This window comes from Kribbella sp. ALI-6-A (genome assembly GCF_001984195.1).
In the GTDB taxonomy this organism is placed as follows: Bacteria; Actinomycetota; Actinomycetes; order Propionibacteriales; family Kribbellaceae; genus Kribbella.
In genome coordinates this window covers 277,029-300,742 of record NZ_MTQN01000009.1, presented here as the reverse complement: position 1 = coordinate 300,742, position 23,714 = coordinate 277,029, and the positions used below count along the sequence as shown (strand labels likewise).

The window sequence follows — 23,714 nt, the reverse complement described above, 5'->3', positions numbered from 1 at the left end:
GTGTGCCTGTGCCTGACCACTCCCGGAGACCGCGTGTGCTCGACGTTGTCGGTGCTGACGAGCCGTGGGAAGTGCCGGACGAGTGGGTGGACGGTGTCCGCGCGCAGCTGAGGGCGTGGGCCGACGAGCCGGGTGCGCTGCGGCCGGGAGTGTTTCCGGAGTTCGTGGAGGGGACGCCGGCGGCGGTGTGGCTCGCGCATCAGGTCGCGCCGCTGCTGGCCGGGTGGATTCCGGTGCTGCACGGCGAGTACGCCGATCTGGCCGCCGTACTGACTCGAGACTTTCACCGGCCGTCTGTGCGGTTCGGTGGGGCCGGATACGTGGTGCGGGTCGCGGCGACCGACTGGCCGTTGCAGGCGGTGTCCGGAGCGCGGGGGTTTCCCGAGGACGCGCGGTTGCAGGCGCTGCGGTTGTCGCGGGACGTGGCGAGCCTGTTCGTCGACGCGCCGCCGCTGGCCGCGCGGGCTCGGGCGCTGACCGCGGCGTTCGACCGGGTGCTGGCCGATCGCGAGGCGACCCGGATGCACGTGGCGGCCGACTACGACACGATCGAGCAGTTCTGGCGGACCGCCGTACTGAGTGATGGCGAGCGGGCGGTGCTGCCGGAACTGGGTGGTCCGTCGGCGGCGATGAAGTACTCGCTCGACACCTTGCGAGACGTGCACGGGAAGTTGTCGGCCGTTGTGGCGAACGATCAGACGCGGGACTTCGCGCAGTTGCTGGCGCGAGTGATCCGGGCGACGGGGCTGCGCGGGCAGCCGGCGGCGGTCGGGCAGATTCTCGGCGTCGCCGGATGGGATGTCGAGTACGCAATCGCCGACCTCGAGCGTGGTTTCGACCCGCGGGTCTGGCTGGCGCGGACCACGGACTGGTTGGGGCGGGCGATCGCGGAGGACCAGGAGGCGCTCGCGCGGTCCTGGGTGGCGGCGGCGACGCGGGTGTCGGTGCAGCTGGCCGGCGTACCGGACAGAGGGGCTTGGCCGGACCCGGAGGTTCCGGATCTCGGAGCGTTCTTCCGGTTGCTGGAGCGTCCGGCGCCGGTCGTACCCGAGCCCGCGGTCACCCCTGTTGCAGTGACCGAGCCGGTCGTGGAGCAGCCTGAGCCGGTCGTCGAGGAGCCGGTCGTCGACGAGCCTGTGGTCCACACGCCGGTGATGTCGGACGGGCCGCTGGCCGAGCTGGACGCGCTGGTGGGACTGGAGTCGGTCAAGGACGCGGTCCGCCGGATGGTGGCCGAGATCAAGACCAACCAGCGGCGGCAGGAGTTCGGGCTGCCGGCGCAGGAGCGCGCCCGGCACATGGTGTTCGTCGGCAAGCCCGGTACGGCCAAGACGACGATCGCCCGGCTGCTCGCCCGGATCTACAAGGAGCTGGGCGTGCTCGAGAGCGGGCACGTCGTCGAGGTCGACCGGTCCGACCTGGTCGGCCCGACCGTCGGTACCACCGCGCCGATGACGGCGGCCAAGTTCCGCGAGGCGCTCGGTGGCGTGCTGTTCGTCGACGAGGCCTACACGCTGGTGCCCGAGAACGCGCCCGGCGACTTCGGGCTCGAAGCGGTCGCCACGATCCTGAAGATGATGGAGGACCACCGCGACAAGTGCGTGGTGATCGTGGCCGGCTACCACCGCGAGATGCAGCGGTTCATGGAGTCGAACACCGGTCTGCAGTCGCGCTTCCCGAAGCTGCTGTCGTTCAGCGAGTACGACACCGACCAGCTGGTCGCGATCTTCGAGCTGCAGGCCCGGCAGCAGGGCATGATCTACACCCAGGCCGTCCTGGACAGCGTCCGCCGGGTGATCCCGCCCGCGCCCCGCGGTCACAACTTCGGCAACGGCCGCTTCATCCGCAACCTGCTCGAGGAAGCCATCTCCAACCAGGCCACCCGCCTCGCGCTGCGCGACCCGAGCACGCTGACCGAGCGCGACCTGCGGGAGCTGCTGCCCGAAGACGTCAAGCCCGCCGCGTCGATGCGCGCCGAGGACTACCTGCTCCAGAAGCCTGGCACCTGACGCCGGTCAGGCTTTGGTCCTGGCTTGGTAGTGGCGGCGGGCCTTCATCCGGTTGCCGCAGGTGGTCATCGAGCACCAGCGGGCGGTGTTCGCCTTGCTGCGGTCGATCAGGAACAGCCGGCAGTCGGGGTTTCCGCAGGAGCGGAGCCGTCCGGGGCGGGTGGTTCGAAGCTCGGACCAGGCAAGGACGGCACGGGCTGCGGCAGTGAGCTCGGGAGGCGCTTCCAGCCTCCACTCGACCGTGCCGTCGGCCGTGAGGGTCGGGACCTGGCGAACGTCACGCAAGAACGGTGCCAGTACGTCGGCCGGCTGGTCGCCGCGGACCACGTCCTGAAGGGCTGAGCGGACTTCCGCGAGCGTGGACCTTCCGTCCGGGCAGGACTTCCAGGCCTCGGTCTCCTCCAGCCGGTCCTGCTGCACGCCGGCGACCACCGGCGTGCTGTTCAGCAGGTCGAGCAGGAAGTGCTCGTCCGTCGCTGTCATCTCTAACCCCCTTGTCGGTGTTGACAGGTTACACCATTGCGCGCTTTGATCTAACCCTCACAATCGAGTTGAGGGGTTAGAAGACATGCGCAACGTCGTACATCACCGGTTCGCGGACGTGCAGGGGCAGCGGTTGTTCTACCGGGAGGCCGGGCCGGTGGAAGCGCCCGTTGTCGTGCTGCTGCACGGGTTCCCGACCAGTTCGTACATGTTCCGGGACCTGATCCCGCTGCTGGCCGACCGGTACCGGGTGATCGCGCCGGATCTGCCGGGCTTCGGGCTGTCGGACGCGCCGACGGTGGAGGAGTTCGACTACACCTTCGACGCGCTGGCCGAGCTGACCGACGAGCTGCTGAAGTCGCTCGGCGCCGAGCGGTACGCGATCTACGTCCAGGACTACGGCGCGCCGGTGGGATGGCGGCTGGCGTTGAAGGACCCGGAGGCGATCACCGGGATCGTCACCCAGAACGGCAACGGGTACGACGACGGCTTCGTCGCGGATTTCTGGAAGGTCGTGTGGGACTACCAGAACGAGCAGAACGCCGAGACCGAAGAGGCGGTCCGGTGGGCGTTGTCCCCGGAAGGCATCAGGTGGCAGTACGTCACCGGCGTCGCCGACGAGACCGTGGTCAGCCCGGACACCTGGCACCACGATCTGCAGAAGTTGGCGCGACCGGGCAACGACCAGGTCCAGCTGAAGCTGTTCCGGGACTACGCGACGAACTCGGCGCTGTACCCGGACCTGCACGAGTACCTGCGGACCAGTCAGGTTCCGGTGCTGGCGGTGTGGGGTCGCAACGACCCGATCTTCGGGCCGGCCGGTGCGGAGGCGTTCGCCCGGGACGCCAAGGACGCCGAGATCCACCTGCTCGACGGTGGGCACTTCCTGCTGGAGAGCGCTCTGGACGAGACCGGCCGGCTGATCGGCGACTTCCTGGACCGAAAGTTGTTGTCCAGGGCAACTGTATGAGCGGCCGGTCTCGCCACGACTTGTGATCGCGGTTTCACCGCGGGTAAGATCGTGCCGTCTGTGATTGGTGCGAGAGGCCAGGGACCTCGGTCCCTGGCCTCTCGTCAGTCTGCGCCGTGCCCGGCCGGGACGCGCTCGCCCTCGCGGGTCGGGCCCGGGGGAGTGCCGTCGCCGAACGGGCTGCCGCCGAGGGCTTCACGTCCGTGCGGGCTCAGCCAGTTCGCGAGGTCCGGGCCCTTCGGCACGATCTGGTTCGGGTTGATGGTGGTGTGCACGAGGTAGTAGTGCTGTTTGATCTGGACGAAGTCGGTCGTGTCGCCGAAGCCGGGGGTCTGGAAGAGATCGCGCGCATAGGCCCACAGCACCGGCAGTTCGGTGAGCTTGTTGCGGTTGCACTTGAAGTGGCCGTGGTAGACCGGGTCGAAGCGGGCCAACGTGGTGAACAGCCGGATGTCGGCCTCGGTGATGGAGTCGCCGACCAGGTACCGGCGGTCGCGCAGCCGGTCGGACAGCCAGTCCAAGGCTGCGAAGAGCCGGTCGTAGGCAGCCTCGTACGCCTGCTGTGAACCGGCGAAGCCGCACCGGTAGACCCCGTTGTTGATGTCGGTGTAGATGCGCTGGGCAACTTCGTCGATCTCGTCGCGCAGCTTGTCCGGATACAGGTCCGGGGCGCCCTCGCGGTGGTGGGCGGTCCACTCGGTGGACAGGTCGAGCGTCAGCTGCGCGAAGTCGTTGGTGACCACCGCGCCGGTCGGGACGTCGACGATCGCCGGCACCGTGATGCCCTTGGGGTAGTCGGGGTCCCGCTTGAAGTACGCGTCCTGCAGCCGCGGGATCTTCAGCACCGGGTCGACGCCACCCGGGTCGAGGTCGAACGTCCAGCTCCGCTCGTCGTGCGTCGGTCCGCAGAAGCCGATCGACAGCACGTCCTCCAGGCCGAGCAGCCGGCGCACGATGATCGCCCGGTTCGCCCACGGGCAAGCACGCGCGACCACCAGCCGGTACCGCCCGGGCTCGACGGGGAATCCGTCCCGCCCGTCCGCGGTGATCCGGGTCGCGATGTAGTCGGTGTCACGGTCGAACTCGCCTTTGGCAGCCACGTTCGCACGGTTCCCCGCCCACGGCGACTTCACGCGTTTGTCGAGAACTCGTCGACGACGCCGACTTACCGGCGAGCGGCCCGCCCGGGCTGCGCCCCGGGAGGACTCATGAAGCCGTTCCGCATCGACGTGCCGGACAGCGATTTGGCCGAGCTGCACCGCCGACTGGCCGGGACGCGGCTGCCTCCCGACGGAGCCACGACGTACGGCGTACCGTCGGCGGCGGTGCGGGCGTTGATGGACCGCTGGCTGCGGCGCTACGACTGGCGGGCCTGGGAAGCGCGGCTCAACGCGTATCCGCAGTTCACCACCACGATCGACGGGGCGCACGTGCACTTCCTGCACGTGCGCTCACCCGAACCGGACGCCGTACCGCTGATCCTGAGCCACGGGTGGCCGGGCTCGGTCGCCGAGTTCCTCGAGGTGATCGGCCCGTTGAGCGATCCCGCGGCGTACGGGCTCGACCGGTCGATCGCCTTCCACCTGGTGATCCCGTCGTTGCCCAACTTCGCGTGGTCGGGGGCGACGCCCGACGCGGGCTGGGGACCCCGCCGCATCGCCCGCGCCTGGACGACGCTGATGCGCCGACTCGGCTATCACCGGTACGGCGCCGCCGGGAACGACTGGGGCTCGCACATCTCACCCGAGCTCGGCCGGGTCGCGCCGGGCGAAGTCCTCGGCGTCCATGTGACGCAGCTGTTCTCCTTCCCGGACGGTGAGTCGCTGTCGTACCCGCCGACGACCGAGCCGGCGGACGACCTCTCGCCGAGCGACCGACGTGCACTCGACGCTCTCCGTGAGCTCCAGCGAACGACGTCGGCGTACAGCCATGTGCAGGCCCAGCAGCCGCAGACTTTGGCGTACGCGCTGACGGATTCCCCGGTCGGCCTGCTGGCGTGGAACAGCCAGGTGATGGGCGGTCTGGAACCCGACGTCCTGCTCACGCACATCACCATCCACTGGCTCACCGGCACCGCCGGATCGGCACTACGCATCTACGCCGACAGCGCCGCCCAGGAGGCGCCGGCCGCACCGACCACCGTCCCACTCGGCCTCGCCCAGTTCGCCGACGACCTCCGCTCGATCCGCCGCTACGCCGCACGGGACCACGCGAACATCGTCTCCTGGAACGAGTACGACACCGGCGGGCACTACGCCGCCCAGCAGACGCCGGACCTTCTGGTGCGAGACCTCCGGCAGTTCTTCTCCGCTGTGCTCGGAAGATGACCATCAGGTGAACAAACCCGGCCGGCGTTGATGGCCGGCCGGGTGCGTGGGAATGGTGGAGGTATGGACAAGACAGAGGAGAAGCGCGCGATCAACGAGGTCGTGGACCGGTTGGCCAAGCAGTTCCCCGACGTGCCGACGGAGAACGTGGCCGAGGTCGTCCAGCAGGTCCAGCCGACCTTCGACCACGCTCCGATCAGGGACTTCGTCCCGCTGTTCGTCGAGCGCGACGCCAAACAACGCCTGAAGCAGACCGTCGGCGATCGCTGACCGGTTCCGGCTAGCTCAGCCGGAAGTAGTCGACGTTGAAGCCGCCGGTCTCGCAGAAGAGCGTGAGGGTCTGCTCGCCGGCGGACAGGGTGACCTGCGCGGTGAGGGACTGGTAGGTCGCCCAACCGCCGGTGTCCGGGACCGACAGTTTCGCGAGTACGGCGCCGGACGCGTCGCGCAGCGAGACGGCGTCGGGGGCGACAGCACCGGTGCCGTTGGCGGCCCGTAGTTCCAGCTGGTAGGTGCCGGCCTGCGGAACGTCCACGCGGTACTGCAGCCAGTTGCCCGGCGCGGTCCAGCCGATGTTCTTGCCGCCGCTGGCCGACGGGTTGGACTCGACGAAGTTCGCGCCGCCGTCGGTCCAGCCGTGCTGGGCCACGTACGCCTCGGCTTCGACCCGTTCGCCGAGCGGAGTGCCCTTCGGGTTGACCGTCACGTGCAGCGTGAGCTCGTCGTACGCCGCGCCGTCGGTGACGCGGATCTTCACGTCCTGCCGGCCGGCGGTCGTCGGGCGAAGCGTCACCAGACCGGTGCGCGCGTCGAGGCTGACCCCGGACGGCAGATCCTTGGCGTAGAAAGCGAGCCGGTCACGGTCCCGGTCGGTGGCCGAGAGCTGCACCTGAGTCGTGGCGTACTGGTCGGCGACGACCTCCGGCACGTCGTTCAGCACGGGAGCACGGTTGTGGTGCTGCGCGGGGACGTCACCCTTCCAGCGGTACGTCGCGAAGGAGTTCGCCGGCACGGTGGTCGTGAACGACTTGCCGGCGAGTAGGACCCGCACGGTCTTCGGCGTCGCGTTGGCGTTGCCGACGATCGCGACGAAGCGGTCGCCGCGGTCCTTGAAGACCACGTTGCTGACGCCGTTGGCCGGCGCGCTCGACTCCACCCGGGTGTGCTCCGGCCCGAGGTACTTCGCGAACTGCCCCATCGCGTAGAGCTCGTTGCGCACGGTGAACGTCTTCGCCGTCGTGTCCACCTTGACCAGCCGGTTCGGCCACTTGGTGGTGCGGCCGACCTCGGCCCAGTCGATGTTGTTGTCCTTCGACGGCGTCCAGTGCAGCGTGCCGCCGTCTTGGTCGATGGCCTGCGCCCACATCACGTACGACGACGCGTCGAGCCGGAAGTAGTTCAGGATCGTCGCCGGGTTCAGGTCGCTGGTCTCGGTCATGTGCACCGGCTTGCCGGTCTGCTCGTACGCGTCCCGCATCACCGTCGGGTCACCCCAGTACGGGTGGAACGCGATCGCGTCGCTGGCCTGCTTGGTGCGCGGGTCGTCGAAGATCCGGTGGTAGTTCTTCGTCTCGGTGCTGTTCGGGTCACGCCAGTCGTAGAAGTTGAAGTCGTGCACGTACAGCTGGGTGTTCAGCCCGGCGCGGCGAACCTCGCGCTTGATCGCGACCGCCAGCTTCTGCTGCTGCTCGATGCTGATGTCCATCGCCGGGTAGACCACGTCGATGCCGGGCTCGTTCAGCAGGGTCAGCGCGTCGACCTTCACGCCGTACTTCGCGTACGCCTGCAGGTACTTCACGTAGTACCGGGCGAAGACGTCGATGCAGTCGTCGCGCAGCTTGCCGACCTGGTAGTACGACGTGCTGCCGGGCTTGAGCGCGACCTCTCCGGTGAAGCGGTTGTTGGTCTTCATCCAGGCCGGGGCGCTCCACGCCGAGGCGAAAAACGTCGCGCGCGGGTTGTAGCGCTGGATCAGCTTGATCGTGTCGATGATGTGCGCGTCGACGTCGCGCTTGATCGAGAAGTACTTGAGCCCGAAGTCCTCGGTGACGCCGGGCGGCAGTTCGTCGTACGACCAGAACGGCAGGTGCTCGATCAGGTCCGGGCTGCCGATGGTGAGGCGGAAGCGCTCGAAGCCGGCGCCCTTGACCGGGTCGACCAGCAGGCGGATCGCGCGGTCGCGTTCGGCGGGGGTGAGCTTCCACAGGTTCGACACGCTGGTCTCGTCGAGCGAGAAGCCGATGCCGCTGTACTTCTGCCGCAGGGCGCTCGGGTCGACCACGACGGTGGCGTCGGTCGCGCCGCCTTCGTCCCGCGTCACGTGGGTGGTCGGCAGCGGCTGCCAGACTTGGTCGGCTCCGCCGGAATAGGTGCCGGTGACGGCGGCACCCCGATCGGGCCGGCCTGCGGTGGCCGGCAGTCCGGCGGCGGCGAGCACGCTGCCGGCCGCCAGTGCGGCAGCAACCGCCGCGGAGATGGAACGCCTCACAGTGCCTCCGATGATCTACGGGAAAGCGTTTGCGCGCTGGACTCTACTGCGAGCATGCGCATTCCACACCCCTTCCCCGGTTCCGGAACTTATTGGGCCCAGGGGATGCCGTCCGAGGCTCGCGGGTACTTGACCGAGGTGACAGATCCCGCGGTCGAGCCCAACCCGATCAACCCGCTCGGGGAGCCGGACGAGCCGGATCTCGAGCCGGACCCGGTGCACCCGCTGGGAGAGCCCGACCCGGCCGAGCCGGCCGGCCCGGAGCCGGTCGAACGGCCTGCGCAGTAGTTTGCGGAAGCCGACTGTCCGGGAGCGGTCCTAGAGTCCGGACATGGAGATGAAGACCGGAGCACAAATCGCCGCAGCCGACCTCACCGACTGGCGCAAACTCGGGCAGGGCCTGCACGCCCGCTACCTGGTCGGCGACTTCACCGCCGGAGCGCGTTTCGTCGAGGCGGTCGGGGAGGCGGGCTCCGCGCTCGGCCACCATCCGCAGGCAACGCTCGGCAATCAGTACGTCGACCTGAAGCTGATCAGCCAGGACGCGATCTACACCGACGACTCCGGCACCGAGCATGTCGTCGAATGGGTGACGGACAAGGATCTCGACCTCGCCGGCCGGATCACCGAGATCGCCGCCGAGCACAAGGCCACCGCCGACCCGGCCGGCATCACGGCGATCGAGCTCGGACTCGACACGGCGCACGCGGTCACGATCGCGCCGGTGTGGGCGGCCCTGCTGACCGGGAGCACCGACGCCGTCGGCCGCGGGTCGATCGGGACCGACGTCCGGGACGCGACCGGGCGGGTGCCGATCGTGTGGTTCCAGGAGACCGACGAGCACGACACGCCACGCCAGCGCTGGCACCTCGACATCTGGGTGGCGCCCGAGTACGCCGAGCAGCGGATCGCCGCCGCGGTCGCCGCCGGCGGGATCGTGGTCGACGACAGCGAAGCGCCGTCGTTCGTGGTGATCGCCGACCAGGACGGCAACAAGGCGTGCGTCTGCACCGATTCAGGACGTTGGGGAGCCGACCGGGGTTCGGAGCCTGGCGACGACTAGGACCGCGGCGGTGATGACGGCCGCTGTGGTGGCGGCGGTCAGCCAGCCCGAGGTGTGGTTCACGCCCGGGCCGACCGCGGTGGCGATCCCGACGCCGAGGGCCACCATGACGGCCGTGCCGAGCTGGGCGGCGGTGTTGAGCAGTCCGGCGGCCGAGCCTTGCTCGTCCGGGGCGACCTCGGTGCCGAGGGTGTAGGCGGCGACCGCACCGATGCCGTTGCCGACGCCGTTCAGGACCATCGCGGCGACCATCACCGCAATCGTCGGTTGAACGACCACGGCCAGCGCGCCGACGCCGATCAGGGTGAGGCCGGTGACCAGGACCGGCCGGGCCCGGCCTTTGACCAGCCGGGCGCCGCACGCCGCCCCGGCGACGACGGCGAAGCTGAACGGCAGGATCATCAGCCCGGCCGCGCTGGGGCTCAGGCCGCGGGCGTCCTGGAACCACAGCGTGGTGATCACGACGAACGTGCTGGTGGTGGCCGTGATCCCGAACGACCCGATCACGCCGCCGACGGTGCCGGGCCGGCGCCAGATTCTGGGCGGAACGAGCGGTGCTTCGGTCGAGCGCTCCCGGACAACGAGCAGCGGCACCAGCGCGACGGCCACGACGGTGAGCAGACCCGCCGCGAGCCACGAGGTCCCGGCGACGTTGGCCGCGGCAACGACTGCACTGACGCACAGGACCTGGAGGATCACCGAGCCGGCGTTCAGCGGCGTCGGCGTACGGGTGTCCTTGACGTCGACCAGGCGCCCGATCGCGAGTGCCAGTACGGCGGTCGCGGCGACGTTGGCCCAGAAGATGACTCGCCAGCCCAGGCTGTCGGTGACCAGTCCGCCGACCAGCAAGCCGGATGCGCCGGCCAAGCCGCCGGTCGCGTTCCAGGCGGCCAACGCGCGATTGCGTGAGCGACCGGGCTCGGTGGCTCCGATCAGCAGGACCAACGCGTTCGGGATGCTGATCGCTGCCGCGATGCCTTGCAGCAGACGGCCGGCGACCAGCCAGCTCACGGCCGGCGCGACCGCGCACAGGACCGATCCGGCCGCGAACAACGCCAGCCCGGCCAGTAGTACCTGGCGATGCCCCTTCGCATCGCCGAGTCTCGCCCCGAGCAGCAGCAGCCCGCCGAAGCCCACGGCGTACGCCGGAACCAGTAGGCCGGCCTGCGTGGGGGAGCCCTGCAGATCGGACAGCATCCGTGGCAGCGCCGCGACGACGACGGTCACGCCCATGACGTCGACGAACTGCACCGCGCAGATGACTGTGGTCCGTGCCCGTTCCCGGTTCATGCTTCGACCCTAGGTAACGGGTTTTGCCATGTAAAGCATTAGCGTGTCGCGCTAGACTGGCCGGGTGGCCGACGTACCGAGCTGGACCTGGCTGGAAGGCTGGCCGGCGCTCGACTTCGTCAACACGGTGATCCGCCGGGGTTGGCAGGAGGTCGAGCTGATCCGGACGCCGGCCGATCTGGACTCGTGGCTGGACGCGGCGGCCTTGCCGGCGTCGCGTCCCGAACAGGTGACGGAGTCCGACGTGCGGGACTTTCTCGCACTGCGGGACCCCGCGCTTCGCCTGCTGCGGGCAGCCTCCGGGCATGGCAAATGGGACGCGAGCGACGCCGGCGTACTGAACGAGGCGCTTGCGGCGGCGCCGGAAGTGTTGGCGATCGGCGACGGTCCTGGGCTTGCCGAAGCGCGCCCGGTTGGTTCACCAGAGCCGTTCACGTTGCTGCTGGCTCGGCTGGCCGGGGAGGTCCGGGACGTGCTGGTCAGCGCGCCGAGTGAGCTGGCGCTGTGTGACGCGCCGGGCTGCGGGCAGCTGTTCTTCCGGCGGCGTCCCAACCAGGCATGGTGCGGTACGCCGTGCGGCAATCGCGCCCGGGTGGATCGCCACCACCGCAAAGGCCCCGCCGACGCCTGACGGCATCCGCGGGGCCCAGCGCCGGAACCTGAGGGTCAGGCGGCGGCTTCGGCCGGCTGAAGGCGTTCGCGCAGGTCGGCCAGGATCCGGGTCAGCAGGCGGGAGACCTGCATCTGGCTGATGCCGAGCTTCTGACCGATGTCGGCCTGCTTCCAGTTCTCGACGAAGCGCAGCTCGATGATCTCCCGGTCCCGGGGACCGAGCTCGGCGATCAGCGGGGACAGCATCTCGATCGCCTCGAACCGGTGCAGCTGCGGGTCCTCGCTGTCGGCGACGACATCGGCGAGCACGAGGTCGCTGTCGGTCCGCCCGGCCGGCCGGTCCAGGGAAAGCACGCTGAAACAGCCTCGCGCGCCCTCGGCCTGCCGGACCTCACCGACATCGGCATGGATCGCGGCGGCGATCTCGTCCAGCGTGGGTTCGCGCCCCAGCTCCTGCAGCAGTTCGGGCACGACGGACGCGATCCTGCCCTGCAGCTCCTGCAGCCGGCGCGGGATGCGGACCGTCCAGCTGCAGTCGCGGAAGTAGCGCTTGACCTCGCCCCGGATGGTCGGCACGGCGTACCCGATGAACGGGATGCCGTCCTCGGGACGGTAGTTGCGGACCGCCTTCATCAGGCCGAGGCAGGCGACCTGTTCGAGGTCCTCGTCCTCGACGCCGCGGCTGCGGAACCGCTGCGCGATGCCGCGGGCGATCTCGATGTTGAGCTCGACGGCCTGCTCGAGCAGCTGCTGCCGCTCGGCCTCGTCGGTGGAGCGGGCGCGGACTTCGAGCAGTTCCCGGGTGGCGGCCTCGCGGCGCGCGCGGTCCTCGACCGAGGAACATCTGGTGGGTGCGGCATGGTGCTGACTGAGCATGAACGTGACCTCGCGACGGACTCGTCACGGCGCGGCCTCTTCTCCGGACCGCGGTCATTTGCCTTCGACCGCCATTCGTACCCAACCGTCAAACCCTGCGGTGTCAGGAATTTTGTGCGAGGTCCTCGCCGGACCCGAACGTCGGGCCGGCCGTGGTGCCGTCGCCGTTCGGCATCGCCATCAAAGCCTGGGCCTGCGCCTTGAGGCCGTACATCGTGCCGATCGACGCACCGAGCGCCTGGGGGCTTCCGTTGAACGCCAACTGGAGCTGAGCCAGCAGCCCGCGGTAGGTCTTGTCGAACTGGTCCTGGGCAGCCCGAACCCGGCTGCCCGCTTCGGCCGGCCGCGGATCGCGCCGCATCGGCAGGACGGCCGTGAAGTCGACCGCGAGCTTGTCCCCGGTCGGTCCCGAGCGAGGTGTGTCCCCGCGCTGGTACCTGCGGCCCTGGGCGAGCTCCTGGAACCGGTAGTAGTGGCCGACCTCGTGCCGCTCGGGATGGAAGACGTCCTGGTCGCCGTCCCAGACCTCGCCGCGCGAGGTCCCCTCGCCCTGCTCCACGATCTCCTCCAGGGCGGCCAGCGCCGAGGCCAGATCGGTGACGGCGGTCAGCTTTCCGGTGCTGTGCGCGAACGGCCCCGAGGTGACCTGGTCCGCCGGATCGCCGCTGAACACCGCCGTCTCACCGAGCTCGGCACACAGGTCGCGCAGCCCTTCCTCGATCGCCGAGTAGAACTGGCCGATCGTCTCGTAGCCGTCGCCCTCGGCCGGAGCGTCCGGCGGTGCCGGCTGCTCCAGCCGCAGGAACATCTCCAGCGCCTCGGGCCCGAACGGAAGCAGCGACAGCTCCAGCGACCGGTCGCCGTGCGGCATCGTTCGCGGATGCCCCGGCAGGATCGCCGGGGTGTCCAGCCGGGGGTGCCCACCGACGGCGTTGAGCAGGTTCGCCGCCAGGGCGAGATGGATCATCTCCTCGGCGAACACGCTGCTCACCACCTGGACGGCGTCCGGGTTCCGTTCGGCGTCGATCGAGTACAGCGCGACCAGGTACGGCGGCAGCGTCGCGTGCTCCAGCTCGATCGCCCACTGCAGATGCTCGCGCAGGTCCTCGATCGACGCGATCCGGGCACTCACGAATCAGTTTCCTTCCAGCGCGGGAGTGGTCAGTGGGGGAGTCAGGCCGGGCGCGGTGCGCGGAGGTGCTTGCGCTGGGCGAGTTCCTCCTCGTCGACGACGACCAGCATCGGCTGGGCCGGGTCGCAGAGCATGGTGACGGTGAAGCGCAGGGTGGTCTGGTCGCTCGCGTTGCCGTCGGAGTAGTGGATGACGTCACCGCCGGGCTCCCAGAACGCCTCGCCGGCGCGCAGCACACGTTCGGGCTGCCCCTCGAGCTCGAACCGCATCTCGCCCTCGATCACGTAGCCGAACGCCGGGCCGCCGGGGTGGCGGTGGGGCGGCGCGCCCGGGTCGCCGGGCGGGTACTCGATCACCACCGTCATCGCGTGCGCGCCGACCGGGATCGACGGCGGTTCGGCCTCCTGCAGGACGGTCAGAGCCGACTGCCAAACACCTGTGGACATGGGTGTACCTCCGAAAGCTGGTGGGGACGGATCAGGAGTTGTGGCGAGCCCACTCGCCGTACGGCGTCTCGCCGCGCTGGGCGTCGTCGCCGGGGACCAGCGCGTACTCGCTGGGGGAGATGCCGAAGTAGACGGCGTCCGGATCGGTGACGACCTCGCGCGGGTCGTTGCCGGCAGCGAGCACGTCGCGGAAGAAGTCGTCCATCCGGAACCGCTCCGGACCGGCCACGTTCAGTGTGCCGTTCAGCGGCGACCCGACGGCGACCCGCGCGACGGCCTGGGCCACGTCGGCGCCGGCGATCGGCTGGAAGAAGACGTGCTTCAGGTGGACCCGCGCGCCGTCGGTGGACGCGTCGGCGATGCTCGGGACGAACTCGAAGAACTGGGTCGCGCGGACGATCGAGAACGGGACCGGCGAGCTCTCGATCAGCTTCTCCTGCGCGAGCTTCGCCCGGAAGTAGCCGCTGTCGAGCAGCAGTTCGGTGCCGACCACCGAGACGGCGACGTGGTGCCGCACGCCCGCCGCCTGCTCGGCGGTGAGCAGGTTGCGGGTGGAGGTCTCGAAGAACTCCAGCACCGCGTCGTCCTCCCAGACCGGCGCGTTCGACACGTCGACCACCACGTCGGCGCCGGCCAGCGCCTCGGCGAGTCCCCGGCCGGTGAGCGTGTCGACTCCCGTACTGGGAGCGGCCGCCACGGCGTCGTGCCCGTGCTCGGTGAGCTTCGCGACGACCTTCGAGCCGATCAGACCAGTACCGCCGATGACGACGACCTTCATCGTGAGGCCTTCCTGTCCGCCGGTGGCGCTGGTCGCCGGCCGGTCACCAGCTAGGACAAGACAGCCTCCCGGCCTGTGACAGCTGGTGGCGACCAAGCTGCCGGCGGCGTCACTCGACCAGCTTGCCCTCGGTGGAGACCTCACGCATCAGCGCGTTCAGCTCGGACGGGATCGGCGGGATCTCCTCCTGCTCGACCTGGCCCCGGCCGGACCAGACCAGATTCACCTGGAGCTTCTCGTCGAGCTCGGGGTAGTCGGAGCGGTTGTGGCAGCCGCGCGTCTCGCGGCGTACCAGGGCGGCTTCCAGCGTGGCGCGCGCGGCCAGGGCCGAGGCCTTCAGGTCGAAGGCGTGCGCGAGGTCCTGGAACCCGGCGATGTCGGGATGGATGCCCAGGCCACTCATCCGGTCCTCCACCTCGGCCAGTTCGTCCAGCCCGGCCGTCAACCCTTCCTCGTCCCGTACGACGCCCGCCCGGTTCGTCATCGTGTTGCGCAGCGCCCGCTGGAGAGCGCGGACGTTCTCCTCCCCGTCGCCGGCCAGCAGGTCGTCGACTTCGGCGCGCGCTTCGCCGAGCGCCTCGGCCGAGCGCTCCTGACGCTGCAGACCGGTCGAGTACTTCGCGGCCTCCTCGGCGACGATCCGCCCGAACACCAGCAGCTCGATCAGCGAGTTGCCGCCGAGCCGGTTCGCGCCGTGCAGGCCACTGGCCGCCTCACCGATCGCGTACAGGCCGTCGACGCCGGTGCTGTGGTCCTCCGGCCGGACCCAGACTCCGCCCATCGAGTAGTGGGCGGTCGGGGCGATCTCGATCGGTTCCTTGGTGATGTCGAGCATCTGGAGCTCGAGCAGGGTCTGGTAGACGCGCGGCAGGCGCCGCATGATCGTCTCGCGCGGCAGGTGGGACACGTCGAGCCAGACGCCGCCGTTCGGCGTACCGCGGCCCTGCTTGATCTCCGTGTACGCCGCCAGCGCGACGCGGTCCCGGGTGGACAGCTCCATCCGCTCGGCGTCGTACCGGGCCATGAACCGTTCGCCCTCGGCGTTGCGCAGCTGACCGCCCTCGCCGCGGGCGGCTTCGGAGACCAGGGTGCCGGCCGCGTTCTCCGGTTCGATCAGGCCGGACGGGTGGAACTGGACCAGCTCGGGATCGCGGATCCTGCCACCGGCCAGGACGGCGAGGCGGAAGGAGTCGCCGGTGTTCTCGTCGCGGCGCGAGGAGGTGTGGCGCCAGATCCGGGTGTGTCCGCCGGCGGCCAGGATCACGGCGTCGGCGCGGATCACGTACCGCTTCCCGGTGACGATGTCGAAGCCGTAGGCCCCGAACACGGCGTTGTCGCGCACCAGGATCCGGGTCACGTAGACGGTGTCGAGGATCGGGACCCCCAGCTGCACGGCCCGGTTGACCAGCGTGCGCTGGATCTCCAGCCCGGTGTAGTCGCCGGCGAACGCGGTCCGGCGATAGGTGTGCGCGCCGAAGAAGCGCTGCGAGATCCGCCCGTCGGCCTCACGGGCGAACGGCATGCCGTAGCGCTCGAGGTCCGCGATCCCGCGGGCGGCCTGCTCGGTGACGATCTGCACGGTGACCGGATTGGCCAGCAGGTAGCTCTCCCGCAGGGTGTCGGCGGCGTGCTGCTGCCAGCTGTCCTCGGGGTCCATCGTGCCGAGCGCGGCGTTGATCCCGCCCGCGGCCAGCGAGGTGTGCGCGTCCGACCGGGACCGTTTGCCCAGCGCGAGGACGTCGATGCCCTGTTCGGCCAGTTCGATGGCGGCGCGCAGACCGCCTCCGCCGGTTCCGATCACCAGGACGGAGGTGGCGATCTGCTGCTCGGTCACGGTCACGGCGGTGCTCCTCGGGATAGCCGGCGATGTTCCTTCTTCCAGAAGACCGCGCCCGGCGGCCGAATGTGACCTGGTGTGAGTGAGCTAACTGCCGGGCGCCACCGGGTCGAGCCTTGGGTATGGCGCATCAGACATTCCGAGGTCGCGCCAGACGAAGCGGGGGATGCCGGCCAGGAAGTGGCGGATGAAGTGCGAGCTGTGGGCGACCAGCGCCGGGTCGTGCGTGCCGGGCGCGAACCAGACCCAGTCGCCGGCGATCCGGAACGGCGCCGGCGAGGTGGCGATCAAGAACTCCATCTGCCGCGGGTGGATCACGTCGTAGGCGAACTTGGTGCTCGGCGAGGTGACCTTGAACCGCTCGTTGAACGCCTCGCTCTCGAAGCTGATCCCGCGCCCGAACCCGCGGCCGGCGACGGTCAGTTCCGGCATCCGGACCGGCAGCTGGAACCCGAGGATCGCCTCGCTGTGGTTCTCGGTGACCGTGCGGGTCGTGGTGCGGCCCTCGCTGTCGGTGGAGCTCTCGGTCCGGGTGGTCTGCCAGTGGTGCGTGAACGCGACGAACGGCGGACCGTCGCCGTCGCGGCCGCGGATCACGTCGGCGGTGCGGTGACTGTGGCCGGACCGGTTCGCCGGCGTGACCTCCAGCAGGCTGTCGTCCACGCCGACCCAGTACCAGTCCGGGTGGTGGTAGAAGGTCAGCCTCGGCGGTTGCTCAGGCTGGATCCAGCGGTCCAGCCCGGTGGCGTCGATCGCGTCGGCGACGGCGGCGAGCTGCTCCAGCCACGGGCCGAGCTGATCGACCTCCTTGCGCGGCGGGTGGAGCACCGTCAGCTGGTCGGAGTCGATGCCGAGGCTGAGCGCCGGATGTGCGCCGGCCATCCCGTTGAGCTGGTGGCACACCTGTGGGGTGAGCACCTCCGCGGCGTACGACGGGTCGAGCGCGCCGATCTGCCAGCCGGGACCGAGCGTGACGGGGGACGGCATCGTGGTCGCCTCCACGCCGTGCCGGGGCTGGATGCCGGGAGCGGTGACCCACAACTCGGGCAGCCGGCGGGACAGCGCGACCATGCCGACCCAGCCCTTCCAGTGCTCCGACTTGTACTCGATCACCTGGAACGGGCGGCCGGACGCGGTGCGACCGGTGATCTGGTCGTCCGGGTCACGCCGGAACCCGAGGCCGAACGGCGGGTTGCCGAGTCGCGCGATCGCGGTGAAGTCCGGGCTGTTCACGAACGTCCAGCCGCGCTCGCGCACCGACCTGATGAACTGCTGCCGGCGGACCAGCGCGACGACACCCCAGACGACGCCCGCGACCACCAGGACGCCGATGACCGCTCCGAGCACTGTCACGTCCATCGCGTCCGCCTCCCCGAGTCCAGCTGCTTCACGCCGGACGATAGCCGGGGATCAGGCCAGCCGATGCTCCTCGAGCCACGCCGCCGCCCGTCGCTTCGAGGCCCGGGACAGCCACGCGTCCTGGATCACCTCGGTCAGTTCCTGCCGGGACAGCCCGCCGATCTGACTGCCCCGGACCAGCACCGACAGGTGACCGTCGAAGTGCGGCGTGGTGAAGAACGGGCTGTTGTCGTCCGAGACCAGCGCGAGCTTGTCCTCCTCCGACGGCACCCAGATCACGATCACGTCGTCGTACCGCTCGCCGGTCTCCGGGTCGAACGCGTCGGGCCGCGGCGTGCGGAAGAACACGAACGACTTGCCGCCCACCTGGTAGACGGGATTGCCGGCGCCACCCTTCTCGATGGTGACGTGCGGCATCCCGAGCGCCACCTCGTGGACGTCGCTGACGCGCGCTTTTCGGCCGGGCATGGCGGCAGTCTAGATGTCAAAGAACCACGGACGGCTCCGACCACCGGGTGACAGCAAGCCACAAACGCAGGAGGAAACGATCATGGGCAAAGTTCGGGTTCACAACTTCACGATCACGCTGGACGGGTTCGGTGCGGGGCCGAACCAGCGGCTGGAGGAGCCGTTCGGGGACGGGGTGGAGCACCTGCACGACTGGATGGATCCGCTGTTCGAGGGCACGGCGACCGGGCTGGACGCCGAGGTCGGGCTCGACCGGGACGCGTTCGGGGCCACCATCATGGGACGCAACATGTTCGGGCCGATCCGGGGGGAGTGGCCGGACGAGTCGTGGAAGGGCTGGTGGGGCGACAACCCGCCGTACCACCACGACACGTTCGTGCTCACCCATCACCCGCGGCCAGATCTGGAGATGGAGGGCGGGACGACCTTCCACTTCACCAGCGAGCCGATCGAGGTCGTGCTGGAACGGGCCCGGGAGGCGGCCGGCGAGAAGGACGTCATCGTGGCCGGCGGTGCGGCGACCGTGCGGCAGTACCTGCAGGCCGGGCTGATCGACCAGCTGGACATCGCGGTGGCGCCGCTGCTGGCCGGTGCCGGCGAGCCGCTGTTCGCGGGACTCGGTGACGCGCTGCGGCAGTACCGAGTGGTCGAACAGCGCAGCTCGCCGGCGGTGACCCACGTACGAATCGTCCGGCGCTAGCGGCACAGTTCCTTGTCGAGCAGGGCGTTCACCGCGGCCTTGTGGTTGCCCGCGCCCCAGGTGACCGAGACGGTGACGCGCCGGGTGTTGTTCGGCGAGACGAAAGTCCAGGTCGAGTACCCCGGCGCGTCGCCGTCCTTGCCCCACGCGGTGCCGCAGGACAGCGACCGGCTGATCAGGCCCAGGCCGTACGGCGAGTTGTGGGCCGTCGTCTTCAGCTCGGCCAGCAGGTGGGCGGGCAGCAGGTCGCCGTCGAGCAGTGCGCCGAAGAATCGGTTCAGGTCGCGGGTGGTCGAGATCATCTCGCCCGCCGCGTTCATGATCGACGGGTTGACGGTGGTGATGTCGACCAGCTCCACGACCCCGTTGCGCTGCAGCGGGAGATAGCCGTGGGCGTGCGGGCCGGGCACGAACGGGTTGGTGCCAGGTACGGACGTCCCGCTCAGGTGCAGCGGGCGGATGACCCGGCGCTCGATCTGGTCGGCGTACGAGGTGCCGGTGAGCTTCTCGACGATCAGGCCGAGCACCAGGTAGCCGGTGTTGTTGTACTGGACCTTCGACCCCGGCGTGAAGACCAGCGGGTACGCCGTGGCGCGGGCGACGAGTTCCGCGGTGGTCCAGGTGTTCCACCGGATCTTCAGGAACTCCTCCGACCGCGGGTTCGGCATCGTCGCCAGCACCTCGTACAGCCCGCTGCTGTGGTTGAGCAGTTGCCGCACGGTGATGCGGTCGCCGTCCGGTACGACGCCGGGCAGCAGACTCCCGACCGTGTCGTCGAGCCTCAGCTGGTTCTCGTCGACCAACTGCAGCACCACCGTGGCCAGGAACGCCTTGGTCTGGCTGCCGATCCGGAACCGCGCGTTCGCCGGCACCGGCCGGTTGGAGCCGGCCACCGCGGTGCCGCTGGACGCGCGCACCCGCCGGTCCGCTGTGCTGATCTCGGCCGTCGCGCTCGTCGCCCCCGCGGCGACCACGGCGTCCACCTCGCGCTGCAGTTCGGACGTGCCGCCCGCCGTCGCCGTCGCCGGCGCGGCCACGAGCGCTGCCGTCAGGACCCCGGCCACGGCGAGCCGCGGCCGCCTCCCCAATCGTGTTGTCACGCGTGTGCCTCTCTGTTGTTTCGGTGACTCCACCCTGCCGCCGCGCGGGGGACCACCGAAACCGGGAAAGACCTGATCGAGCCATCAGGGAAACCCCCGCTACCCCAGGGCCGAGGGCAACGGATCCGCGTGCACGATCTGCAACCGGCTGACCGCGCGCGTCAGTACGACGTACAGGCGCTGCAGTCCGCGTGGTTCGGCCGCGACGATGCGCGACGGCTCGGCGACCACCACCGCGTCGAACTCCAGGCCTTTCGCCAGTGTCGCCGGGACACAGACCAGCCGGGTCGTGTCCATCGCGTCCTCGACCGCCCCGAGCAGCGCCGCGTCGAGACCCGCGCCGGCCAGGACGTCGCGCAACTGCTCGACCTGCTCGTCGGCCGCGATCACCGCGACCGACCCGACCCCGGCGAGCGCCTCGCGGCACGCCTCCACGATCGTTGCCTCGAACAATTCCTTGTCGGTGGCAACGACCTTGAGCGAGTCGGCGACGGTCCGGACCCCGGTCGGCGTCCCGAGCGTCGGCGCGATCGCCGGCAGCAGCCGGGCCGCGAAGTCGATGATCTGCTCCGGCACCCGGAAGCCCCGGTCGAGTTCGGCGACGATCCCGTCCGGCTTGCCCAGGTGAGCCAGCACCTGGTCCCAAGGTCCCGCGGCCCACGCGGTGGTCGCCTGGGCGAGGTCGCCGAGGACCGTCGCGGAGCCGGTCCGGCAGCGCCGTCCGAGCGCGCGCAGCTGCATCGCCGACAGGTCCTGTGCCTCGTCGAGTACGAGGTGCCCGAGCGAACCGGCGTGCCGTTCGATCAGGTCGTCCAGCTCGTCGAGCAGCACGGTGTCGGCGCTCGACCACTTCGCCGACTTCCAGGACCGCGGCGGCTTGGGCCACAGCAACGCGGCGCGCTCGTCGTCGGTCAGCTCCGGCGCCGCCGCGGTGAGGAACTCTGCGTCGGAGAACAACCGCCACAGCACCTGCTCGGGAGTCACCTTCGGCCAGACCGCGTCGACCAGCTGCTTCACCGGCTTCGACCGGGCGACGGCGTTCTGCACGCGGTCGTCCGGCGACTCGCCACGCCGTTCCATCAGCACCAGGACCGCGTGCGCGATGCGCTGCGCGAGCGCGTTGCGTCCGGGCGTGTACCTGGTGGACTCGCGCAGGCCGGCCACGATGTCGACGACCTCGTAGTCGTGCACCCGATACCGCTGAGATCCCTTGCTGTACAGGATTCCCTCGGTCGGCGTACCGACGAAGGTCCACAGCGCGCGCCGCAGGATCTCGGCCATCCGCGCGTCGCCCTTGATCCGCGCGGTCTCGGCGGTGTCGACGGCCAGCGCCGGCTGGGTGATCAGCTCCTCGATGGTGATCTGCCGGACGTCGACCTCGCCGAGGGCGGGCAGGACCTTGCGGATGTAGGACAGGAACGAGCGGTTCGGCCCGACGATCACGACGCCGCCGCGGCGCAGCCGCTCCCGTTCGGTGTAGAGCAGGTACGCGACGCGGTGCAGCCCGACGGCCGTCTTCCCGGTGCCGGGCGCGCCCTGGACGCAGACGCTCGGCTGCAGTGGTGCCCGGACCAGATCGTCCTGCTCGGGCTGGATGGTGGCCACGATGTCGCGCATCGGTCCGGTCCGCGGACGCTCGATCTCGGCGCGCAGGAAGGCGTCGGCCTGGTCGACCTCGGCCGTGCCGATCAGCGGTTCGTCCTCGAAGCCGGTCAGCTCGGCGGCGTCGGAGAACCCGTACCGGCGGCGCAGGACGACGCGTTGCCGGTCGCTGCGCGTCGCCCGGTAGAACGGCACCGACACCGGCGCCCGCCAGTCGACGACCATCGGTACGCCGCTGCCGTCGTGCACGTGCCGGCGGCCGATGTAGAAGCGCTCGAGATCGTCGATCGCGCCCTTGTCGTAGTCGAGCCGGCCGAAGAACAACGGCACGTCGGGCAGGTCCAGCAGGGCGAGCGTGCGTTGCTGGTGCGCGCGCTGGTTCGCCTCGTTGGTGAACCGCTCGTCGTTGTCCTCGCCACCGATGACGGGGATCTCGCGTTCGAGCACGTCGTGGTGCATCCGGCGCAGGGCGGCGCGGGACTCGGCCAGGTAGGCGCGTTCGGAGGCGAGCTCGGGGGTGTCGGGCATCAGGGATGACCTCTCGTGCTGGAGGGAAACGAACGACGTTCCGGCGGCGATCATCGAGATCCCGCCCCGGAGCACGCCCGGTTCGTAACGATCCACACGTAGTGCGAACAAGCCACCCGAAAAGACAGACCGGCGACGTTACCAGCGGCGCTGACGGGCCGCCACCGGTTTTCCGGAGGAGGCACAGGTCACTTCCGCGCACCGTCACGCGCTCCGACGGCCCGGTGTCTCGTGCACAACCAAGTGCACGAGAGAAAGGGACGGATCATGGAAGCTCGGATCAACCTGTTCGACAGCGCGACCTCCACCAAGCTGGCCAAGCGGTTCGCCGGCGCCGCGCTGGTCTTCGAGGAGTCCCCGCTGCCGCGGGAGCTGCGGGAGCTGGTGCAGCTCCGGGTCAGTCAGATCAACGGCTGCGCCGCCTGCGTCGACATGCACACCAAGGAGGCGGTGGCGGCCGGCGAGAGCGAGCACCGGCTCAACATGGTCGCGGTCTGGCGTGAGGCGACGGTCTTCACCGAGGCCGAGCGGGCCGCGCTCGCGATGGCCGAGGAGGGCACGCGGCTCGCCGACGCCTTCGAGGGAGTCTCCGACGAGACCTGGGCAACGGTCCGCAAGCACTTCGACGAGGACCAGACCGGCACGCTGATCTGCCTGATCGCGTTCATCAACGCCGCCAACCGGATGAACATCATCGCCCGCGTGCCCGGCGGCAACTACCAGGCGGGCATGGCGGCGAAGTTCCTGAACTGACGCGCGTCAGCGCACCGGCGACGCCTGCCAGGAGGCCAGCAACCGCAGGGCGTCGTACGACGGGGTGGCGGGCTCGGCGGTCAGTACCATCAGGCGCTGGCCGCTGCCGTCGGGGCTGGTCCAGACGTCGCAGTCCAGGGAGAGGTCTCCGACGACCGGGTGGTGGTAGTGCTTGGTGCCGTAGCTGGCGGAGTTCACTCGCGCTTCCGCCCACCAGGTGCGGAAGTCGGCGTCCTGGACCGACAACTCGCCGACGAGCTGGGCCAGGGCCGGGTCGTCGGGATCGGCGGCGGCCTCCATCCGCAGGGCGGCGACGGCGTCGCGGGCGTCGTGCTGCCAGTCGACGTGCAGCGCGCGGACGGCCGGGTTGGTGAAGAGCAGCCGGATGTAGTTGCGATGGGCAACAGGCAGCTGAGCGAAGTCGGTGAACAGCGCGGTGGCGGCCTCGTTCCAGGCGAGCACGTCCATCCGGCGGCCGAGCGCGATCGCCGGATTCTCGGTCAGCTGGTCGAGCAGGCGGCGAATGGCCGGGCGAACCTTCTGCGCCGGACGGCGGCGGCGCGGACGGGCGTCGCTCTTGCCTGCGACGGCGTACAGGTAGGTCTGCTCGTCGTCGTTCAGGCGCAGTGCGCGGGCGAGGGTGGCGAGCACCGTTGCCGAGGCCTGCACGCGGCCCTGCTCGAGGCGCGTGTAGTAGTCGACGCTGATCGCGGCGAGCTGCGCGACCTCCTCACGGCGCAGGCCGGCGACCTTGCGGTGCGAGGTGTCGGGCAGGCCGACGGCGTACGGCGTCAGCGCGGCGCGGCGCGCCTTGAGGAAGGTGCCCAGCTCGTCGGTCATACCTCCATTCTCCGCCGTGCCCACCTCGGGCGGGAGGGAAGAATCTTTCCCAG

At 70.0% G+C, this 23,714-nt stretch carries 23 protein-coding genes; 9 read left to right on the top strand and 14 right to left on the bottom strand.

The window, feature by feature from the left end:
- The first annotated feature begins 35 nt into the window (after positions 1-35).
- Positions 36-2,009 (top strand): AAA family ATPase, encoded by a 1,974-nt coding sequence (locus BWI15_RS10450; protein ID WP_077014140.1) that lies wholly within the window; start codon positions 36-38, stop codon positions 2,007-2,009.
- 6 nt (positions 2,010-2,015) lie between these two features.
- Here the strand turns inward: BWI15_RS10450 and BWI15_RS10445 are convergent, their stop codons facing one another.
- Complete coding sequence (locus BWI15_RS10445) at positions 2,016-2,492, bottom strand: CGNR zinc finger domain-containing protein (protein WP_077014139.1); 477 nt, start codon at positions 2,490-2,492, stop codon at positions 2,016-2,018.
- Positions 2,493-2,577: 85 nt separating this feature from the next.
- Between BWI15_RS10445 and BWI15_RS10440 the strand changes: the two genes are divergently transcribed.
- On the top strand, positions 2,578-3,462 hold the full coding sequence (locus tag BWI15_RS10440) for an alpha/beta fold hydrolase (RefSeq protein ID WP_077014138.1): 885 nt from the start codon (positions 2,578-2,580) through the stop codon (positions 3,460-3,462).
- Positions 3,463-3,566: 104 nt separating this feature from the next.
- Here the strand turns inward: BWI15_RS10440 and BWI15_RS10435 are convergent, their stop codons facing one another.
- Positions 3,567-4,562 (bottom strand): glutathione S-transferase family protein, encoded by a 996-nt coding sequence (locus tag BWI15_RS10435; protein WP_143465473.1) that lies wholly within the window; start codon positions 4,560-4,562, stop codon positions 3,567-3,569.
- Positions 4,563-4,670: 108 nt separating this feature from the next.
- Here BWI15_RS10435 and BWI15_RS10430 point away from each other — a divergent pair, with 108 nt between their 5' ends.
- Positions 4,671-5,789 (top strand): epoxide hydrolase family protein, encoded by a 1,119-nt coding sequence (locus tag BWI15_RS10430; protein ID WP_077014136.1) that lies wholly within the window; start codon positions 4,671-4,673, stop codon positions 5,787-5,789.
- A gap of 63 nt (positions 5,790-5,852) precedes the next feature.
- A complete protein-coding gene (locus tag BWI15_RS10425; protein WP_077014135.1) occupies positions 5,853-6,059 on the top strand; it encodes a three-helix bundle dimerization domain-containing protein in 207 nt (68 codons plus the stop codon).
- A gap of 10 nt (positions 6,060-6,069) precedes the next feature.
- On the opposite strand, the gene BWI15_RS10420 is transcribed toward BWI15_RS10425, so the two are convergent.
- On the bottom strand, positions 6,070-8,277 hold the full coding sequence (locus tag BWI15_RS10420; protein WP_077014134.1) for a carbohydrate-binding protein: 2,208 nt from the start codon (positions 8,275-8,277) through the stop codon (positions 6,070-6,072).
- A gap of 138 nt (positions 8,278-8,415) precedes the next feature.
- Here BWI15_RS10420 and BWI15_RS39290 point away from each other — a divergent pair, with 138 nt between their 5' ends.
- On the top strand, positions 8,416-8,565 hold the full coding sequence (locus BWI15_RS39290) for a hypothetical protein (protein WP_168197287.1): 150 nt from the start codon (positions 8,416-8,418) through the stop codon (positions 8,563-8,565).
- Positions 8,566-8,608: 43 nt separating this feature from the next.
- Complete coding sequence (locus BWI15_RS10410) at positions 8,609-9,340, top strand: VOC family protein (protein WP_077014132.1); 732 nt, start codon at positions 8,609-8,611, stop codon at positions 9,338-9,340.
- Here the strand turns inward: BWI15_RS10410 and BWI15_RS10405 are convergent.
- Entirely contained in the window at positions 9,293-10,630 is a 1,338-nt protein-coding gene (locus BWI15_RS10405) for an MFS transporter (protein WP_077014131.1), read from the bottom strand. The genes BWI15_RS10410 and BWI15_RS10405 overlap by 48 nt on opposite strands.
- Before the next feature lie 64 nt (positions 10,631-10,694).
- On the opposite strand from BWI15_RS10405, the gene BWI15_RS10400 reads away from it, so the two are divergent.
- Positions 10,695-11,261 carry a CGNR zinc finger domain-containing protein gene (locus BWI15_RS10400; protein WP_077014130.1) on the top strand — a complete coding sequence of 189 codons (567 nt, stop codon included), beginning with the start codon at positions 10,695-10,697 and terminating at the stop codon, positions 11,259-11,261.
- A 35-nt stretch (positions 11,262-11,296) separates the two neighbouring features.
- Here the strand turns inward: BWI15_RS10400 and BWI15_RS10395 are convergent, their stop codons facing one another.
- From BWI15_RS10395 to BWI15_RS10365, 7 genes are all read right to left on the bottom strand, one after another.
- On the bottom strand, positions 11,297-12,118 hold the full coding sequence (locus BWI15_RS10395) for a SigB/SigF/SigG family RNA polymerase sigma factor (protein ID WP_077014129.1): 822 nt from the start codon (positions 12,116-12,118) through the stop codon (positions 11,297-11,299).
- 103 nt (positions 12,119-12,221) lie between these two features.
- Positions 12,222-13,250: a ferritin-like domain-containing protein gene (locus tag BWI15_RS10390; RefSeq protein ID WP_077014128.1), complete on the bottom strand. Its 1,029-nt coding sequence runs from the start codon at positions 13,248-13,250 to the stop codon at positions 12,222-12,224.
- 41 nt (positions 13,251-13,291) lie between these two features.
- On the bottom strand, positions 13,292-13,696 hold the full coding sequence (locus BWI15_RS10385) for a cupin domain-containing protein (RefSeq protein WP_077014127.1): 405 nt from the start codon (positions 13,694-13,696) through the stop codon (positions 13,292-13,294).
- Positions 13,697-13,727: 31 nt separating this feature from the next.
- Positions 13,728-14,474: an SDR family oxidoreductase gene (locus BWI15_RS10380; RefSeq protein WP_077014126.1), complete on the bottom strand. Its 747-nt coding sequence runs from the start codon at positions 14,472-14,474 to the stop codon at positions 13,728-13,730.
- Positions 14,475-14,583: 109 nt separating this feature from the next.
- A complete protein-coding gene (locus tag BWI15_RS10375; protein ID WP_077014125.1) occupies positions 14,584-16,314 on the bottom strand; it encodes an L-aspartate oxidase in 1,731 nt (576 codons plus the stop codon).
- Between the two features lie 84 nt (positions 16,315-16,398).
- Positions 16,399-17,670 (bottom strand): hypothetical protein, encoded by a 1,272-nt coding sequence (locus tag BWI15_RS10370; RefSeq protein ID WP_077014124.1) that lies wholly within the window; start codon positions 17,668-17,670, stop codon positions 16,399-16,401.
- 51 nt (positions 17,671-17,721) lie between these two features.
- Positions 17,722-18,138 (bottom strand): MmcQ/YjbR family DNA-binding protein, encoded by a 417-nt coding sequence (locus BWI15_RS10365; protein ID WP_077014123.1) that lies wholly within the window; start codon positions 18,136-18,138, stop codon positions 17,722-17,724.
- 82 nt (positions 18,139-18,220) lie between these two features.
- Here BWI15_RS10365 and BWI15_RS10360 point away from each other — a divergent pair, with 82 nt between their 5' ends.
- The gene (locus BWI15_RS10360; protein ID WP_077014122.1) at positions 18,221-18,838 is read left to right on the top strand and encodes a dihydrofolate reductase family protein; all 618 of its coding nucleotides are present in this window, start codon (positions 18,221-18,223) and stop codon (positions 18,836-18,838) included.
- Here BWI15_RS10360 and BWI15_RS10355 read toward each other — a convergent pair.
- Positions 18,835-19,938, bottom strand: coding sequence for a serine hydrolase domain-containing protein (locus BWI15_RS10355; protein WP_237771217.1), 1,104 nt, complete (start codon positions 19,936-19,938; stop codon positions 18,835-18,837). The two genes, BWI15_RS10360 and BWI15_RS10355, sit on opposite strands and share 4 nt — an antisense overlap.
- A gap of 99 nt (positions 19,939-20,037) precedes the next feature.
- Positions 20,038-22,068 (bottom strand): HelD family protein, encoded by a 2,031-nt coding sequence (locus BWI15_RS10350; protein ID WP_077014809.1) that lies wholly within the window; start codon positions 22,066-22,068, stop codon positions 20,038-20,040.
- A gap of 267 nt (positions 22,069-22,335) precedes the next feature.
- Between BWI15_RS10350 and BWI15_RS10345 the strand changes: the two genes are divergently transcribed.
- Positions 22,336-22,821 (top strand): carboxymuconolactone decarboxylase family protein, encoded by a 486-nt coding sequence (locus tag BWI15_RS10345; RefSeq protein WP_077014120.1) that lies wholly within the window; start codon positions 22,336-22,338, stop codon positions 22,819-22,821.
- 6 nt (positions 22,822-22,827) lie between these two features.
- Here BWI15_RS10345 and BWI15_RS10340 read toward each other — a convergent pair whose 3' ends face one another.
- Entirely contained in the window at positions 22,828-23,661 is an 834-nt protein-coding gene (locus BWI15_RS10340; RefSeq protein WP_077014119.1) for a helix-turn-helix domain-containing protein, read from the bottom strand.
- Positions 23,662-23,714 lie beyond the last annotated feature (53 nt).